This is a genomic window from Streptomyces sp. SJL17-4 (assembly GCF_036826855.1).
Classification (GTDB): domain Bacteria; phylum Actinomycetota; class Actinomycetes; order Streptomycetales; family Streptomycetaceae; genus Streptomyces.
In genome coordinates this window covers 411,627-427,990 of record NZ_CP104578.1, presented here as the reverse complement: position 1 = coordinate 427,990, position 16,364 = coordinate 411,627, and the positions used below count along the sequence as shown (strand labels likewise).

The window sequence follows — 16,364 nt, the reverse complement described above, 5'->3', positions numbered from 1 at the left end:
TTCTCGGCCTTCTAGTACGTGTCCCGGCCGGACCCGGAGGTCGCGCCGCGATACCAGTACTCGAGGGTCAGCACATGCCAGAGATGCTTGGAGAAGTCCCGCTGCCCGGCGGCGTCCTCGGCGACCATGCGCGCCAGCGCGTCGCGGCGCAGGAAACCGTTCCGGACGAGCACGCCGTCGTTCACCACCTCGCGCACCAGCGGTGCCAGGTCCCGGCTCATCCAGGCGCGCAGCGGGGCGCTGAACAGGCCCTTGGGCCGGTACACGATCTCCCGGGGCAGGACCGAGGTGGCCGCCTCCTTGAGAACGGCCTTGCCCTGCCGTCCGACGATCTTGCGGTCGCCGGGCACCGCGAACGCCGCCCTGACCACCTCGACGTCCACGTACGGCACCCGCACCTCGGTCGACGCGGCCATGCTCGACCGGTCCGTGTACGCGAGGTTCAGGCCCGGCAGGAACATCCGGGCGTCGCCCAGGCACATGCGGTTGACGAAGTCGTCGAGGTCGTTGTCCTCGTAGACGTCCGCGTGCTCGGTCAGCACGTCCCCGACCGTCCCGGCCAGGTCCGGATCGACCAGGGCGAGCAGCTCCTCCTGGTCGTACATGGTGTAGCTGCGCCGGAACGCGGTCTCCTCCGGCAGGTCCGCGAAGGAGAGGAACCGCTTCGCGAAGCGCACCGACCGGTACCCCCGGCGTGCCGTGGCGACCGGCAGCCGGTCCACCGCCGCGGACAGGCCGCGCCGCAGCGGGCCCGGGACGCGCTGGTAGCGCAGCGCGATCAGGTTGGCCAGGTGCTTGCGGTAACCGGCGAACAGCTCGTCGGCGCCCATCCCCGAGAGCATCACCTTGACTCCGGCCTCCCGGGCGGCCGAGCAGATCAGGAACGTGTTGATCGCGGCGGGGTCGCCGATCGGCTCGTCCAGGTGGTACGTCATCCGCGGCAGCAGATCGAGCACGTCCGGGGCGATCTCGATCTCGTGCAGGTCCACGCCGAACCGCTCGGCCACCTGACGGGCGTACCGGAGGTCGTCCGGCATCGCCTCGAACTTGGCGTCCTCGGCGCGGAACCCGATCGTGTAGGCGGAGATCCCGGGCAGGTCGCGGGCCGCGAGCGCGGTCAGATAGCTGGAGTCGAGACCGCCGGAGAGGAACGTCGCCACGGGCACGTCGGAGATCAGATGGCGCCGGGTCGACTCCTCGACGACGGCGGCCACGTCCGGTAGCTCGCCGCTGCGGGCACGCTCACGGCCCTCGGCGGCGACGTCCTTCAGGTTCCAGTACCGGCCGCGCTCCACCCGGCCGTCGGGCCGGACGCGCAGCCAGGTCCCCGGCGGCAGCTTCTCCGTCTCGCGGAACGCGCACCGCGAGTCCGGCACCCAGTAGTACAGCAGCGAGGCCACCAGCGCCGCGTCGTCCACCTGAAGCGATCCGCCGGTGGCGGCGGCCAGCGCCTTCAGCTCCGAGGCGAACACCAGGCCCTCACCGCGCCGGAGCAGGAACAGCGGCTTGATGCCGAGCTGGTCGCGGGCGAGGACCAGCTCGCCGGTGCGCTCGTCGAAGATCCCGAACGCGAACATGCCGCGCAGCCGGGGCAGACAGTCCGTGCCCCAGCGCCGCCAGGCCTCCAGGAGCACCTCGGTGTCGGACGTACCGCGGAAGCGCACCCCGCCGGCCGCCAGTTCGGCCCGCAGCTCGGGCGCGTTGTACAGCTCGCCGTTGTACGTCAGGACGAGCCCGTCCGAGACCATCGGCTGGGCGCCGGTCTCCGACAGGTCGACGATGGCCAGCCGACGGTGCCCGAGGTGCACCTCGCCGTCACCGGCCCGATGGCTGTACCGGCCCGCCCCGTCCGGACCACGGTGGGCGAGGGTGTCGGTGAGCCGGTCGGTCACGACCTTCCCGTCCGGCCATCGGTACGTACCCGCGATGCCACACATGTCCTACCGCCCGTCCTGGTCGTCGCTGTCGGAGACCCGTGCCGCCCACATCGGCCGCCGCCGGCCCTCCCGCACCGCCTGAACGGCGTGGGAGGTACCCCCGCCGTTCCGCCGGGCCGGCCGCTCGCCCTCGACGCGTGGCGCGGCGTACGGCCCGTCCCACAGCGTGCCGTCGGTCCGGTCGCCCGGATCGGGGTCGACCAGCACCACACCGATCACCGCGATGCGCTGGTCGGCGAGGTGCCGCGCCACGGTGTGCAGCCACGCGGCGCTGCCGTGCCCGGCGCGTACGACGAGGACGGTCCGGGTGCCGAGGTGCTGGAGGTCGGTCCACGCCGTACCCGGTGCCACCGAGCCGACACCGAGCCGGCGCTGCTGATGCGGGACGGACGAGGCCCGCTCGGCGCCGACCACGGTGGGGTCTCCCGGCTTCGGGCGGCGGTGGGCGAGCGGGAGGCCGGGCAGGCCGTCGATGACGGCCACGGGCCCGTCCGCCGCCAGCGCCGCGGCCAGGTCCAGGGCGAGCCCGCTCGTGGCGCCGGCGGAGCCCAGTTCGAGCAGGGACACCGGCTCGGCGGAGCCGCGCACGGTGCGTGCCAGGGACGCGGTGAGCCGTGTCCGGGCCGCCCGGACCCGTCGGCGCTGCCACCACCGGGGTGACCGGCGGGGCAGTTCGGCGATCACGGAGGCGCCGAGGTGCGCCGCGATCTCCCGGCGCAGCACGGGGCGGTCCGCCACGACCGCGCCGACCGCGGCCACCGCGAGACCGAGCGCGAGTCCCAGGGCGAGCCCGATCGCCGCGTTGGTGGCGGCGGCCTTGGGCAGGGAGTGCCGCACCGCACGCGGTGCGTCCACGATCTGTGTGCCGGCGACGAGCCGGGGCGTGCCGATCCGCGCCTCCGCGGCGCGTCGGCCGAAGTCGGAGATCTGCGAGGTGAGTTCGGCCCGGCGGGCGAAGAGGGATTCCATGTTCGCCGACACCTTCGGCCCGGTCTCCGACGATCCCTCCCCGATCGCCCTGTCGACCTGGGCGAGGTCGTCCCGCAGTCGGTCGCGCTGGTCGAGCAGGGCTTTGGACTCGGCGTTCGCCGCTTCCCGTATCCGCCTGACGTGGTCGGCGACGAACGCGTCGGCCAGCGCCTGGGCGCGGGCCACGGCTTCGGCGTCGCTGTCACCCGCCACATCGATCCGCAGCAGGTTGTTGGTCAGACCGACACCCTCGTAGTCCTCCATGAAGTCCTCGGGCTTCTCCCGGGAGCCGAGGGACCGGAGTGCCCGGTCGGCGATCCGGGTGGTCCGCAGCAGCGCGGCGTCGGTCCGGATCAGCGTCCCGGGGTCGTTCGGCTGGTCCTCCTGATGGGCGACCAGGAGTTTGGTCGTCGCGGTCGGCGGTGGTGGCAGCAGCACGGCGACGGCCACGCCGAGGAGCAGTCCGAGGAGGGTCAGGGAGCCCCAGAGGCGGCGTCGTCTGCGGACCGCCACCACCAGGACCTGGAGGTCGAGCAGGGGAGCGGTGGCCGACGTCTCCGCCGTCGTACGTGCCGTCACCGTTCACCTCCCGTCGCGTCGCCGCCCGCCACGGGTGCCGGTGTGGCGGTGCGGCGAGGTCGGTGGGGGGAACGCGCCGGACGGGCCCAGACCGTACCGGCGAGGACGGTGCCGACGACCTCGTGCCCGGCGTCGGCACACGCCTCGGCGATCCCGGCGAGCTCCGCCGCGGTCCAGCTGCCCGCGCTGACCACGACCAGGGCACCGGACTCGGTGCCGCGGTCCGGCACCATCGGCCGGGACACCGAAACCCCCACGACGTGCAGCGTGAGGAGACCGCCGCTCGAAGAGTCCGGGGAGGAGTCGTTCCCCGCCTCGGCGACGAGCTGCGCGGCGGCCCGACGGGCGGTCTCGTCGCCGTCCGGGACCACCACGAACAGCCGCCGGGGGGCCGGCAGCCGGTCCCGGAGGCGGGCGCACACCCGCCGGTAGCGGATCTGCCTGCTCTCGTCGTCGCCGGAGGCCCCCGGGGACGGCAGGTCCCAGCGGACGTCGATGCCGAGGAGGCGTCGGAACAGGGCCCGCGGGCCGCCGCCCTTCGGCCGGTCCGCGGCCCGTTCACCCGGTACGTCGACGGCGCCGAGCAGTGTCGAACCCAGGGCCGCGGTGATGTCCGCCCCGGTGCGCAGCCGGCGGCCCACCCGCGCGGCGGCGAGATGACCGATGACCGCGAGCAGGACGAACAGCAGCGCTCCGGCGACGACGAGCTGCACCCTCGTCGGCGGGGCCTCGCCGGCGGGCCGGGCCGCCGGGCCCATGACGACCATGTCGGGACGGTCGGTCGCCGGGTCGGCCTGATCCAGCTTGTCCACGGCCTCCTGCAGCGCGGTACGCAGCTTCGCGAGCTCGGTACGGGTCTGCACGCTCTCCACGGTCCGGCCAGGACCGGCCTCATCGGCCAGCTCGTTGATACGGCGGGTGGTCTTCACCACCAGCTGCCGCAGCGCCTCGGGCTGCGCCGCCGCCTCGGGGTCGGTGTCGTCGCCCACGACCTGCGCGGCGAAGGTGACGAACTCCTCGGCGACCGTGTCGGACAGCCGCTGTGCGCGCGCCGGGGTGTCGGCCGTCCCCGAGATCTTGATGATGTTCCCGTCGGCGGCCTCGGCACTCACCCGGTCCCGCAGTTCGATTCCATCGACGCCGGGCCAGCCGAGCGCGGCGGCCACGCGGTCGACCACCACCGAACTGGTCGCGATCTCCGCCTGGGTCAGCAGCTCGCGCTCCTCCCACGCCCCGGGCAGCAGCACCGACGCCGACGTCGTGTAGCGCGGCGGAATCAGCAGGGAGGTGCCGTGGCCGACGAGCGCGCCCACCACGGCCAGGATGGTGAGGAGCCGCCCACGCCGACGGAAGATCCTTCCGATCGTGACCAGACGTATGGTGTCATCGCTCAACGGCGCGGCCTTCTCCCCGTCCGGACCGGGCCGTTCACCGACACGGGGGTCTCGTCACGGCAGGCGGCGGCGTAGGCGGCCAGCAGCGACCGCTGCGAGTGCCGCCAGGCGAGCTGCCCGCCGATCCGTTCCTGGCCGATCCTGCCCATCCGGGCGCGCTCCTCCGGATCGTCGAGGAGCTGTGCGACGAGCCCGGCGAACGCGGCTTCGTCGTTGGCGGGCGCGTACACGGCGGCGTCACCGGCGGAGACCCGCGCCTCCCGGAGGTCGAACGAGACGATCGGCCGGCCCATCACCATGTACTCGAGGACCTTGTTCATGGTCGACACGTCGTTGAGCGGATTGCGCGGATCGGGGGAGAGACACACGTCCGCGGTGGACAGGTACCGCACGAGGTCGGCGTCCGGGATCCGGCCCGTGAACTGCACCTGCTCCGAGAGTCCGAGCCGCCGGGACAGCTCGACCATCGCGTCGAAGGCGTCTCCGGCGCCGACGAACACCGCGTGCCAGTCGGTCCGCCCGAGCTCGTCGCGCAGCTTCGCGAGGGCGCGCAGGGCGTAGTCGACGCCGTCCTGCGGGCCCATGACGCCGAGGTAGCACAGCAGATGGGGCTTGCCGCGCTTCAGTTCCGGCTCGGGCGGCACCGGGTGGAAGCGGTCGATGTCGGGCGCGCTGCGCACCACGAAGACGTCCTCCGGCCGCCGGCCCCCACGGCGCAGCGCGACATCCCGGTAACTCTCGTTCGTGGCGAGCACGACGTCCGCGGCCCGGTAGGTCATCCGTTCCAGCGCGCACACGGCGCGGTAGAGCAGGTCCTCGCCGCGGTCGAACCGGGAGAGGTACAGCTCGGGGACGAGGTCGTGCTGGTCGAAGACGAACCGCGCCCCGCGGCGCTTCAGCCACCGGGCCGGCAGGAACAGCAGGTCCGGCGGATTGCACGCGTGGACGACGTCGACCGGGCCGACCTCGCGGGCCAGCCGGATCGTGTGCCACAGGGCCGTCCCGTACTCCCGCAGGTAGCCGGCCGGCCCGCCGGTGGCGGCGCGCAACGGGTAGCGGTGGATCCGCACCCCGTCGATCACCGCCTCCGGCTCCGTGTCCCGCTTCTCCCCCCGGGGGCAGATGACGTGCACCTCCCAGCCCGCGTCGCGCAGCGTCGTGCACTCCTGCCACACCCGGCGGTCGAACGGCACCGACAGGTTCTCCACCAGGATCAGCGCGCGTCGAGCCGGCCCGTCGCCCCTGGCCGTGTCATCGAACGAAGTGTCACCAAGCAAGGCCCACGTACCCCGGTTCGGCCCGGCGCGCGTCGGCGTCGGGAAGGTGGATGAGATCGACGATCACCGGGGCGTCGCCATGGGGCAGCGCCGACAGGACGGCCGGGTCCCCGGTCCCGACCAGGCACACCTCGGCATGGTCGAGCACCTCGTCGACCGAGTCCGCGAGCAGCTGCGCGAGATGCGGCAGCCGGGTCTCGATGTACTCGCGGTTCGCGCCGAGGAGCCGGGAGAGGTTCACGTTGGGGTCGTAGATCCGCAGGTCGTACCCCTTGCCGAAGAGCCGCTCCGCCAGCTCGACGAGCGGACTCTCGCGGAGGTCGTCGGTGCCGGGTTTGAAGGAGAGACCGAACATGCCCACCCGGCGCTTCCCGGTGCGCTCGACCAGCTCCACCGCGCGCTGCAGATGGTCGGCGTTGGAGGGCAGCACATGGGCGAGGATGGGCACCGAGACGTCGTGCCGGCGCGCCGCGTGGACCAGGCTGCGCAGGTCCTTGGGCAGGCAGGAGCCACCGAAGGCGAAGCCGGGCCGCAGGTAGGCGGGGCTGATGTTCAGCTTGCGGTCGGCCAGGAACACGTCGATCACCTGGTGCGAGTCGACCCCGAGCGCCCGGCACACCGCGCCCAGTTCGTTCGCGAAGCCGATCTTGAGGCCGTGGAACGCGTTGTCCGCGTACTTGATCGCCTCGGCCGTCGGGATCGGCACCCGGAACACCTCGCCGGGCAGTCCGTCGTACAGCGCCGCCACCATGTCGCCGCTCGCCCGGTCGAGTTCGCCGATGACGGTCTTGGGCGGGTCGAAGAAGTCCCGCACGCTGGTGCCCTCGCGCAGGAACTCCGGGTTGACCGCGACCCCGAAGTCCACCCCGGCCGTGCCGCCGGCGAACTTCTCCAGGATCGGGACCAGCAGGTCGAGGCAGGTGCCCGGGAGCATGGTGCTGCGGAACACGACGGTCTGCCGCCCGCCCCGCTCGGCCACCGCGGCACCGATCTCCTCGGTGACCCGCTCCAAGTAGGTGGTGCACAGGCTGCCGTTGGGCTCCGACGGCGTGCCCACACAGACCAGCGACACATCGCTGGCCGTGATCGCCTCGTGGACGTCCCGGGTGGCGCGTAACGCACCGGCCCGCACGACGTCGGCGACGAGCTCGCCGATCCGCTCCTCGACCACCGGGGCCCTGCCGTCGTTGACCAGGTCGACCTTCACCTGGTTCACGTCCACTCCGATGACCTCGTGACCGAGGCTCGCGAGACACGCGGCCGACACACAGCCCACGTAACCGAGCCCGAAAACGCTGACTCTCATGCCCTGTTCCTCCCCCCGGGCAGGCCCTCGCGGCCTGCCGTCCCCGAGCCGACCGGACGACGTCCCCCGCGCATCAGTAGGCCCCCTGCCCATGGATCACCGCACGCAGCGTCTTCCACAAGATCACCGTGTCCAGGGCGAGCGACCAGTCCTCCACGTACCGCAGATCCAGCCGGACCGCCTCCTCCCACGACAGGTCGCTGCGTCCGCTGATCTGCCACAGGCCGGTGAGTCCCGGCTTGACGAGGAGACGCCGCCGGATGTCCGGCCCGTACGCGGCGGACTCCTCCGGCAACGGCGGCCGTGGGCCGACCAGCGACATGGAGCCGGTGAGCACGTTGAAGAGCTGCGGCAGTTCGTCGAGCGAGTACCGGCGCAGCACCGTTCCCACCCGGGTCACCCGTGGATCGCGGCGGAGCTTGAACAGCAGGCCTGCGCCCTCGTTGCGGTGGGCGAGTTCGGCGCGTGCCGCGTCGGCGCCGACGACCATGGTGCGGAACTTGAGGATGGTGAACTCGCGGCCGTCCTTGCCGACCCTGCGCTGCCGGTAGACCGCGCCACCCCGGCTGTCCACCAGCACGAGCAGGGCGACGACCAGCATCAGCGGTGCCAGCAGCATCAGCAGGATCGCCGCGCCCAGCCGGTCGACGACCTCCTTGACCGCCCGGCGGCCCCCGGTGAAGGTCGGCATGCTGACCCGCAGCAGCGGGATCCCCAGCACCGCGTCGACGTGCAGCCGCGGCCCCGCCACCTCCATGAGCACGGGCGCCACGACCATCTCGGCATCGCTGCCCTCGAGGTTCCAGGCCAGCCGCTGCAGCCGGTCCGGAGACCAGTGCGGGTCCGGTGTGACCGCGACGACCCGGTAGCCGTTGCGGCGTACATGGCCCGCCACGTCGGCCAGTTCACCGACGACCGGCACCCCGTCCACCTGGTCGACGTCGAGCCCGGGACGGTCCGCCGTGCACACCGCCTCCACCCGCCAGCCGAGGTGCGGGAACTTCCGGGTCCGGGAGATCAGATCGCGCACGGTGGCCGGGCTCCCGGCAGCGAGCACCGGGCGCAGACACCGTCCCTCTTTCCGTTGTTTGTGCAGCCAGAGGCGGAGCAGATACCGCTCGGTCATGGTGACGAGTGCGATCACCGGTATCGCGACGAAGATCCAGAGCTTGATGTTGCGCGAGGTCAGGGCGATCCCGACCAGCGCCAGGAGGACGGCCGCCGCGCAGAGCGAGCGTCCGAGCCGGCGGAACTCCTCGGCGCCCTGGCCGAGTACGGCGGGGGACCAGGACCGGCTCACCGCGAGCGCCGCCAGGACGAGCAGTTCGGTGGCGAAGGCGAGAATTCTCCACTTCTCGTGCCAGTCGGCCGCGTCCCGGACCCCGAAGAAGCCGCCGATCGCCGCCACCACGAAGGCGGTGGCCACGGTGTCGCTGGTGATGACGGCCCGGCGGTAGCGCTGCTCCCAGTCGGTGGTGGTCCGGCTGATCGGTCCGTTCTCCAGCCGTCCGCGCGCCGATGGGAACGGACTGACTAACTCACCCTGCTGCACAGACCCCCCCAGGGCGTCAGTGGGCTCGACGTGTTGGCTCCACACGGTTCCTCCCCCCGGGAGGCCCCCGCCCCCCGCGCCGCTCCTCCCCTCGGGAGGCCCCCGCCTCCCGCGCCGCGCTGTTCCTCTCGTCAGGGGGGGCCCCGCCCACCCCGCGCATGACGCACCGGTGTTGCAGCGTTACGTGAACACGCTCATTCAGGCGACAGGGGACGCGACTACGGGCTGTCCCTGGCGCTGGACCGAAAGATCATCATTTGTCGCCTGGTGTCCGAGCTGTGAAGCATGGTCAATCTAGAGCATCGAAGCCCGTCTGGAGAGGGGATGTATGCAAAATGTGCTGAACCTTTGAAGGTGGAATGACCGGCGGGTGACGGTCCTCCGCCGCGTTGACGGCGGAGGCGTGCCGGGTGACCTGTGACGACGGCATGTCCCCGGGTCACCGGCGCCGCCGATTCCGAGCCGTTCCGGACGCGCCGACCGGGTCATGCTTGGCTTGTTCTTTAGCCTTTCGCCTCGGTGTCAGCCGAGGCGGACGGTGATCTTCTGGGGCGCGCCGGCCTGGCCGGTGAGATCGCCGAAGGTGAGCTTCAGCGACGAACCGGTCGTGGCGGCGGTGACCGTGGCGGGCTTGGAGAGCACCGTGCTCACCCTGCGGTTCCAGACGATCTCCAGGGACGTGGCCTGCCGCGCGGGGTCCGAGACGACGAGGGTCGCCGTGCCGTTGCGGTGCTCCCGTACGAGTACGGAGGCGGGGGCGCTCGCGCGCAGCCTCTCGACGGTGCCCGCGCTCCAGAAGTTCACGGCGGTGAGGGCCAGCTTCGGCACGCGGACGCCTTGCTGGGCACCGGAGTTGGCGAGGATCCGCAGCCATCCACGGTCGTGGGCGCGCTGCGCGGTGGTGCTGGCGCTCGCTCCCGGCAGCAGGACATAGGCGTAGTCGCCGCCGGTCGGATCGATGCCGTGGTCGGTGACGAGGGTCAGGTAGCGGCGGGTGATCGGGTCGGGGGAGCCGCCGGTGTTGATGTCCCGCCAGGAGCCGGTGCGCTCCTCGCGTACCGCGCCGAGCTTGGCGCCGCCGGGGAAGACGTACCCCGCCTGTCCGGCGATGTGGGCCCACTCGGCGTCGTCGAAGGTGCCCGTCCAGCCCTGGGCGACCGGCTGCGGCCGGCCGTCGATCGTGAGGACGGGGGCGCCCGTCGCGCCGAGGGCGCGGTTGTCGACGGTCGTCTCGACGGCATGGCCGTCCGTGGCGGTGATGCCGGCGCCGAGGCAGACGATCGAGTCGTCGAGGCAGAACCAGGACTTCTTGGCGTCCAGGGTGCTGGAGAGGCCCTTGAGGTGCTGGCCGATGGCGGCGTACTCGCCGTCGGTGGTGCCGCCGACCCAGGCCGCGTCCGGCATGGGCTGCCCCCAGTTGCCGCCCTCGCCGTCGGCGAGCGGCTTGCGCGAGGCGGTGATGCCGGGCAGGCGGTAGGGGTCGACGGTGGGCCAGTAGGCGTCCGAGTACTGCTCCAGACCGAAGTCGCGGCCCCACCAGGAGAGCCACCCGGCGCCGGTGTGGTAGCCGCGGGCGTGCTCGCCGTTGCCGAACTCGTAGTGGGCGATGCGGTTCGAGGCCATGGAGAAGGAGGCCGCCCAGTCGCGGCGCCGGTGGGTGGCCCGTGCCATGTTGGGGAACAGCCGGTGCTCGACGGGCTCGGGTGCGGCCTGCACGGAGGCGTCGTCCTGGAGCGCCTGCAGGAGCGAGGCCCTGATCAGGCTGAGGCCGGGGTTCTTGAGCGCCGGGTAGTAGTAGTCGCGTCGCAGCCAGCCCTTGACCATCGCCCGCCAGCGGGCGTTCTCCTCGGGGCTCGCCCCCTGGCCGACCAGCAGGATGGTCGCCATCAGGCCGTGGGCGCGCTGGTGTTCGTTGGTGCCGATGCGGCTGATGCCCCGGCTGCTGACGTTGTCCATGATCAGACCGTTGTAGATGAACGGCGCGACGGCCTTCTCGATCGTGTCGAGGAACAGCTGTGTGCCCGGTCCCGTCACCTCCCAGCTCGACCCGCGCAGCAGCGCGAGCAGCCGGCCCACACCGTCGTGCAGCACCGCGCCGTAACCGCCGATGTAGGGGACGTTGCGGTGCTGGACGAACGACCCGTCGGCGTAGAAGCCGTCGCCCGAGGTGACGTAGGGGAAGACCGGGGCCAGCGCCCGGGACGCCAGCGTGATCTTGGCCGGGTCCTTGCCGACGATGCCGCGCAGGACGACTCCGCGGCACAGGTCGACCCGGTTGGCTCCGGTACTGGTCCCGGTGTACGAGGCGAAGACCGATTCCGGCACGAACGCGTCCACGGCCCGGCAGTAGGCGGAGATCTGCGCCGCCGACAGGTGCTCGTACATCAGCACACAGGTGTCCATCAGCGCCTGCGGGGCGCCGATCTGCCAGTTGTACCAGTTGCCGTACCGCGTCGTGTGCTCGTTGTAGACCTCGGAGTAGAGGTGGTCGAGCCCGGTGAGGACGGCGTCCCGCAGTCCGGTGTCCCCGGTCAGTCCGGTGCCCGGCTGGGAGTACGCCTCGGCCATGGTGCGCAGCCGGTTGTAGCTGTCGTTCATGGCCGCCGAGAAGGCGTACGACTCGGCGTCGAGATCGGGCTCCGGGTCGGCCCAGGAGCGGCCGGGCCAGAGCGAACCGCTTGCCGGGGCCATCGTCGCCCGGTAGCCGGCCGCGGTCGTGCCGAGGGTGCCGAGGATGGTCCGGAACGGCTCCGCGGTCGGGCTGAAGCCCGTACCGAGGACGAGGTCGCGCCACCTGCCGCGCAGCGCGTCGTACTCCGCGTCGGACGCGGCGGTGAACGTCCCCGCGGCGTCGAGGACTTCGGAGGCGCCGGCGGGGTGCGCGAGAGTCCCGGTGAGTCCGACGGCGAGCGCGCCCCCACCGGCGGCGTGGAGGAAGGTGCGGCGAGGCCAGGGAGATGGCATGGGAGACGACCTTTACGGGAGGAGCGCGTCGTTGCCTCGGCGCTGTCGCTGGCTCGTGAGCGTGGGGTTTCTAACACGCAGAAAAGCAAGAGAGCAACGGTTTGAACAGGAACAGCCATGCAATGTCCATTCGACAGAGAACAGACAGAATCGATCGCAAGGTGGCTACACTGCTTCTGAACTGGGCCGTCGTTCGAGGGGAGCGGGTACGTGCACGCGGAACACAGGCATCAGGCGATCCTGCGCAGGCTGCGCGAAGAGGGCTCCCTCCGGGTCAGCGACTTCGCCGCCGAGCTGGGAGTCTCCCCGGTCACGATCCGCCGGGACGTGGAGGTACTCGCCGACCGCGGCCTGGTCGCCCGGGTGCACGGCGGGGCCATGCTGCCCGAGACCTGGGCGGAGACCGCACCCGCGGACACCGACCCCGCCGCACCGGCCCGCGGCCGGGAGCGCGTCATCGGCCTGATCGTGCCGTCCGCCGACTACTACTACCCCGAGGTGATCAAGGGTGCGCGCGAGGCCGCCGCCGCCCGGAACGCCCGGCTGGTGCTCGACATCTCGGGGTACGACGCGGACGAGGAGCGCGCGCAGGTCGAGAGGATGATCGGCGACGGCGTCGACGGGCTGCTCGTCGTCCCGACCGGGCCCCGCGGCTGGTACGAGCACCTGCCCGTCCCCGTCGTGATCGTGGAGCGCCGCCCCGAGACGGACGAGATGGCCGGCATCGACCATGTGGTGTCGGACCACGTCCACGGGGCACGCCTGGCCGTGCGGCATCTCGCGGAGGCGGGCCGCACGCGCCTCGCCCTGCTCGTACGCGGCACCAGCCCGACCGCGCAGTGGATCATCGAGGGCTTCGAGGCCGGGGTACGCGCGGCCGGGCTCGGAGCCCCTCTTCCGGCGTCCGTCCTGGACACCGGCGACGCGGGCCCCGGGAGCCCGGAGTACGACGACCCGGTCGAGGAACTGCTGGACGCCGTGGCGGCCGGCCGGGTCGACGCCGTCATCGCCCATCCCGACAACCACGCGCTCGCGCTGCTCAGGAAGGCGCGCGCGCGATCCGTCCGGGTCCCCGGCGACGTCGCGATCGTGGCGTACGACGACGAGGTGGCGGGACTCGCCGACATCCCGCTGAGCGCCATCGCCCCCGCGAAGCATGAAGTCGGCGCGTCCGCCGTGGAGTTGCTGGTGCGCAGGATCGAGCAGCCGGACGCTCCCCGGCACCGGCTGTTCGTCCTTCCCCGCCTGCGGGTGCGCTCGTCCAGCGGCGGCTGAGCGGAGCCGGGGGCACTGCCGGGGGGTGTCTCGGAGATCAGGCCGAGGCACCGCCAGGGGGTGTCCCGGCGATCAGGCCGAGGCGCCCCCGGGGCCTTCGCGCCGGATCCGGGCGAGCACGATCACGGCGTCGTCGGTGGGTGCCTCGGGCAGCAGCCGAGCCAGGATGCCGTCCGCCGTCTCCTCCAACGTGCCGGTCGCGCCTTCGAGTTGAGACCGCAACGCGGCCATGCCCTCACCGATGTCGAGGCCGCGCGCCTCGACCAGGCCGTCCGTGTACAAGGCGAGGGTGTCGCCGTCGTGGAGCTCGGTCTCGGTCGTACGGAAGGGCACGCCGCCCACCCCCAGCGGCACCCCCAGCACCTCGTCGATCGACTCGACCGTGCCGTTCGGCCGGCGCCGCAGCGGCGGCAGATGACCCGCGTTGGCGATGCGGGCCAGGCCCGTCCCCGGGTCGTAGCGGATGTAGAGGCAGGTCGCGTACGCGATGCCGGCGTCCTGGGCGCAGGCGTCGAGCTCCGCGAGGAGCCGGTCGGGTTCCAGGTTCTGGCGGGCCAGCGCCTTGGTGGTGATGCGCAGACGGCCCATCGCCGCCGCCGCGGGCACGCCGTGTCCCATCACGTCGCCGACCACCAGGGCCACCCGGCCGCCGGGCAGATCGATCACGTCGTACCAGTCGCCGCCGACCTCGGTGACGTGGCTGCCCGGCAGGTAGCGGTGGGCGACGAGCACGGACGGGCTGCTCGCGAGGGCGGTGGGCAGCAGCGCGCGCTGGAGGGTGAGCGCGATGTCCTGGACCCGGCTGTAGAGCCGCGCGTTGTCCAGACACAGCGCGGCCCGCGAGGCGAGCTCTCCCGCCAGGCGGAGGTCCTCCTCGGTGAAGTCCGGCCGGCCGCCGGAGCGGCCGAACATGATGATGCCCTGCACCGTGCCCCGCGCGATGAGCGGAGCGATGAGCAGCGACGTCAGACCGCTGTCGACCAGGAGCTGGGCGCGGGCCTGGTGGATGACCGTCCGGGTCATGAAGTCGCTGTTCACGGGGACGCAGACGGGACGGCCCGTCGTGAGGGCCTGGTGGATGGTCGAGCCCGGCGGATACGTCACCCGCTCCAGGCCGCCGACCAGCTCCTGGGCGGGCGGCGGCAGGCAGGTGTCGGCCGCGATCCGGCGGGTGACCAGCACCGACTCCGGATCGAACACCTCGCGCTCGTCCTTCCACTCCACGACCTCCACCACGGAGGCGTCGCAGAACTCGGGAACGACCGCCTCGACCAGCTCGCGGGCCGTGACGTTCACGTCCAGCGTGGTGCCGATGCGGGCCGCGGCCCGGTCGAGGAGTGCCAGCCGCTCCCGCCCGGCGGCCGCCTCCAGGAGGGCCTGCTCACGGTCGGTGACGTCGACGAGGAGTCCTCCCACGCCGGGCCGTGAGCCGACGGCCTGACTGAGCGGGAAGAAGCTCACGGAACGCACCTGCTCCCGATCGGGACGGCCCGGCGTACGGAGCACGACCAGCGTGCTCACGACGGTCCGGCCCTCGTCGGCGACGGCCCGGAGCATGCGCTGGTACGCGCCCCCGTCGGACGTGATCATGAACTCCGCCATGGTGCGGCCGATGTGGTCCTCGATCGGGGCCCCGTCCATGTCCGCAAGCGCCTGGTTGAGGTGGACGTACCGCAGGTTCTCGTCGAGCATCACCAGGCCGATCGGGCAGGTCGCGAACAGCGCGTCGAGGAAGGCGAGGTTGGTCTTCACCCGGTCGAGGCCCGCACTCTCGCTCGCCAGCCCGAGAATGACGGAGCGGCCCTCGGCGCCGGTCACCGGGAAGACCCGGAACCCGCAGTCGAACACCCTGCCGTCCCGGTGCAGCGTCGGTACACGTGCCCGCCAGTACCCCAGGGTGCGACCGCGCTCCGCGAGGCGCTCCGCCGCACCGGCCCCGTCGAGGGGCGCGGCGGGAAAGAGGACGGCGGCCGGCCGGGACAGGACGTCCGCGGCCCGATGGCCGAAGAGCCGCTGCGCACCGGGCCCCCAGTAGCAGATCCGGCCGTCCTCGTCGATGCCGAGCACGGCCACCGCCACGTGCTCGAGCAGCGTCCCGGGCTCCGACCAGAGCGGCCCGGGAGCCTGCTCGTCTCCCGGCCGACCCCCCGGTCGAGGCGAGGACACAGGGCCCCCTTTCCGGGCACGGACGAACGGCGAGCGCGCTGCTCACCGACGGAGCGGGACTCCCACGTCAATTCTGCCCGCGCTCGCTGGATCGGACATCACGGAGACCGGGAAGGGCTTCTCACCCCGGGGACACGCGCCCGGTTCCGCCATGGCCGGCGGCGAGCGCGGAGAGCAGGGCGGGCAGGTCGGCGAAGGAGTCGAGGACGTGGTCGGGCGTGCCGGAGGCGGCGCGGTGTGTCTCGGGGAGGTACTTGCCCGTCCTCACCAGGACGCCGGTGATGCCGGACCGTTGGGCGGCCAGCACGTCGGACTCGATGTCGTCGCCGATCATCAGCGCCTCCGAGGCGTCGGCGTCGAGATGGGCGAGGGCGCTCGCGAAGAAGGCCGGCGCCGGCTTGCCCGTCACCTCCGCCTCGGTACGGGCGGCCTTCTCCAGCCCTTCGAGGAAGGCCCCGGTGTCCAGGTCGAGGCCGCCCTCGGTTCGCCAGTACAGATTGCGGTGCATCGACACCAGCCGGGCCCCGCGCCGCAGGTGCCGGAAGACCCGGTTGAGGGCTTCGTAGCCGAACTCGGTCCCGGCCCCGCCGAGCACGACGACGTCGGCGTCGGCATCCTCCTCGACCAGCGTGACGCCCGGCAGGTCCTCCCGTACGTCCCCGCTGTTGAGCAGGAGGCAGCGCGCGCCGGGGAAGTGCTCGCGCAGATACGCCGCCGTGGCCGCCGGGGCGGTCAGCACGTCCTCCGCCTCGACGGGGAAGCCGAGGCCGGCCAGCCGTGTGGCGATGGCGGCCCTGGTGCGGGAGGTGTTGTTGGTGACCAGCGCGACGCGGAGCCCCGCGCCGCGCAGCTGCTCCATGGCCGGGACCGCTCCCGGCAGGGCCTTCCAGGAGACGGTGAGCACGCCGTCGATGTCGACCAGGACCGCTCGGATTCGTTCCATGG

Annotated in this window: 10 protein-coding genes; 1 reads left to right on the top strand and 9 read right to left on the bottom strand. The window is 72.4% G+C overall.

Annotation, left to right across the window (positions count from 1 at the left end; translation table 11 throughout):
* Nucleotides 1-11 precede the first annotated feature (11 nt).
* From asnB to N5875_RS01800, 7 genes are all read right to left on the bottom strand, one after another.
* Nucleotides 12-1,937: an asparagine synthase (glutamine-hydrolyzing) gene (gene asnB / locus N5875_RS01830; RefSeq protein ID WP_338491438.1), complete on the bottom strand. Its 1,926-nt coding sequence runs from the start codon at nucleotides 1,935-1,937 to the stop codon at nucleotides 12-14.
* A 3-nt stretch (nucleotides 1,938-1,940) separates the two neighbouring features.
* Nucleotides 1,941-3,485, bottom strand: a complete 1,545-nt coding sequence (locus N5875_RS01825) for a Wzz/FepE/Etk N-terminal domain-containing protein (RefSeq protein ID WP_338491437.1) — start codon at nucleotides 3,483-3,485, stop codon at nucleotides 1,941-1,943.
* Nucleotides 3,482-4,879 (bottom strand): polysaccharide biosynthesis protein, encoded by a 1,398-nt coding sequence (locus tag N5875_RS01820; RefSeq protein WP_318210442.1) that lies wholly within the window; start codon nucleotides 4,877-4,879, stop codon nucleotides 3,482-3,484. Before N5875_RS01820 ends, N5875_RS01825 begins: the two co-directional genes overlap by 4 nt.
* Complete coding sequence (locus tag N5875_RS01815) at nucleotides 4,876-6,156, bottom strand: glycosyltransferase family 4 protein (protein ID WP_338491436.1); 1,281 nt, start codon at nucleotides 6,154-6,156, stop codon at nucleotides 4,876-4,878. The genes N5875_RS01820 and N5875_RS01815 overlap by 4 nt, the downstream gene beginning before the upstream one ends.
* Nucleotides 6,146-7,462, bottom strand: a complete 1,317-nt coding sequence (locus N5875_RS01810; RefSeq protein ID WP_338491435.1) for a nucleotide sugar dehydrogenase — start codon at nucleotides 7,460-7,462, stop codon at nucleotides 6,146-6,148. Before N5875_RS01810 ends, N5875_RS01815 begins: the two co-directional genes overlap by 11 nt.
* A 73-nt stretch (nucleotides 7,463-7,535) precedes the next feature.
* The gene (locus tag N5875_RS01805; RefSeq protein WP_318210439.1) at nucleotides 7,536-9,014 is read right to left on the bottom strand and encodes a sugar transferase; all 1,479 of its coding nucleotides are present in this window, start codon (nucleotides 9,012-9,014) and stop codon (nucleotides 7,536-7,538) included.
* Nucleotides 9,015-9,536: 522 nt separating this feature from the next.
* Nucleotides 9,537-11,978 carry a polysaccharide lyase 8 family protein gene (locus N5875_RS01800; RefSeq protein WP_338491434.1) on the bottom strand — a complete coding sequence of 814 codons (2,442 nt, stop codon included), beginning with the start codon at nucleotides 11,976-11,978 and terminating at the stop codon, nucleotides 9,537-9,539.
* Nucleotides 11,979-12,188: 210 nt separating this feature from the next.
* Here N5875_RS01800 and N5875_RS01795 point away from each other — a divergent pair, with 210 nt between their 5' ends.
* Entirely contained in the window at nucleotides 12,189-13,253 is a 1,065-nt protein-coding gene (locus N5875_RS01795; RefSeq protein WP_338491433.1) for a substrate-binding domain-containing protein, read from the top strand.
* A gap of 72 nt (nucleotides 13,254-13,325) precedes the next feature.
* On the opposite strand, the gene N5875_RS01790 is transcribed toward N5875_RS01795, so the two are convergent.
* Both N5875_RS01790 and N5875_RS01785 read right to left on the bottom strand, forming a co-directional pair.
* A complete protein-coding gene (locus tag N5875_RS01790; RefSeq protein ID WP_318210436.1) occupies nucleotides 13,326-15,419 on the bottom strand; it encodes a SpoIIE family protein phosphatase in 2,094 nt (697 codons plus the stop codon).
* Nucleotides 15,420-15,540: 121 nt separating this feature from the next.
* A complete protein-coding gene (locus tag N5875_RS01785) occupies nucleotides 15,541-16,362 on the bottom strand; it encodes a TIGR01458 family HAD-type hydrolase (protein WP_318210435.1) in 822 nt (273 codons plus the stop codon).
* Nucleotides 16,363-16,364: the final 2 nt, after the last annotated feature.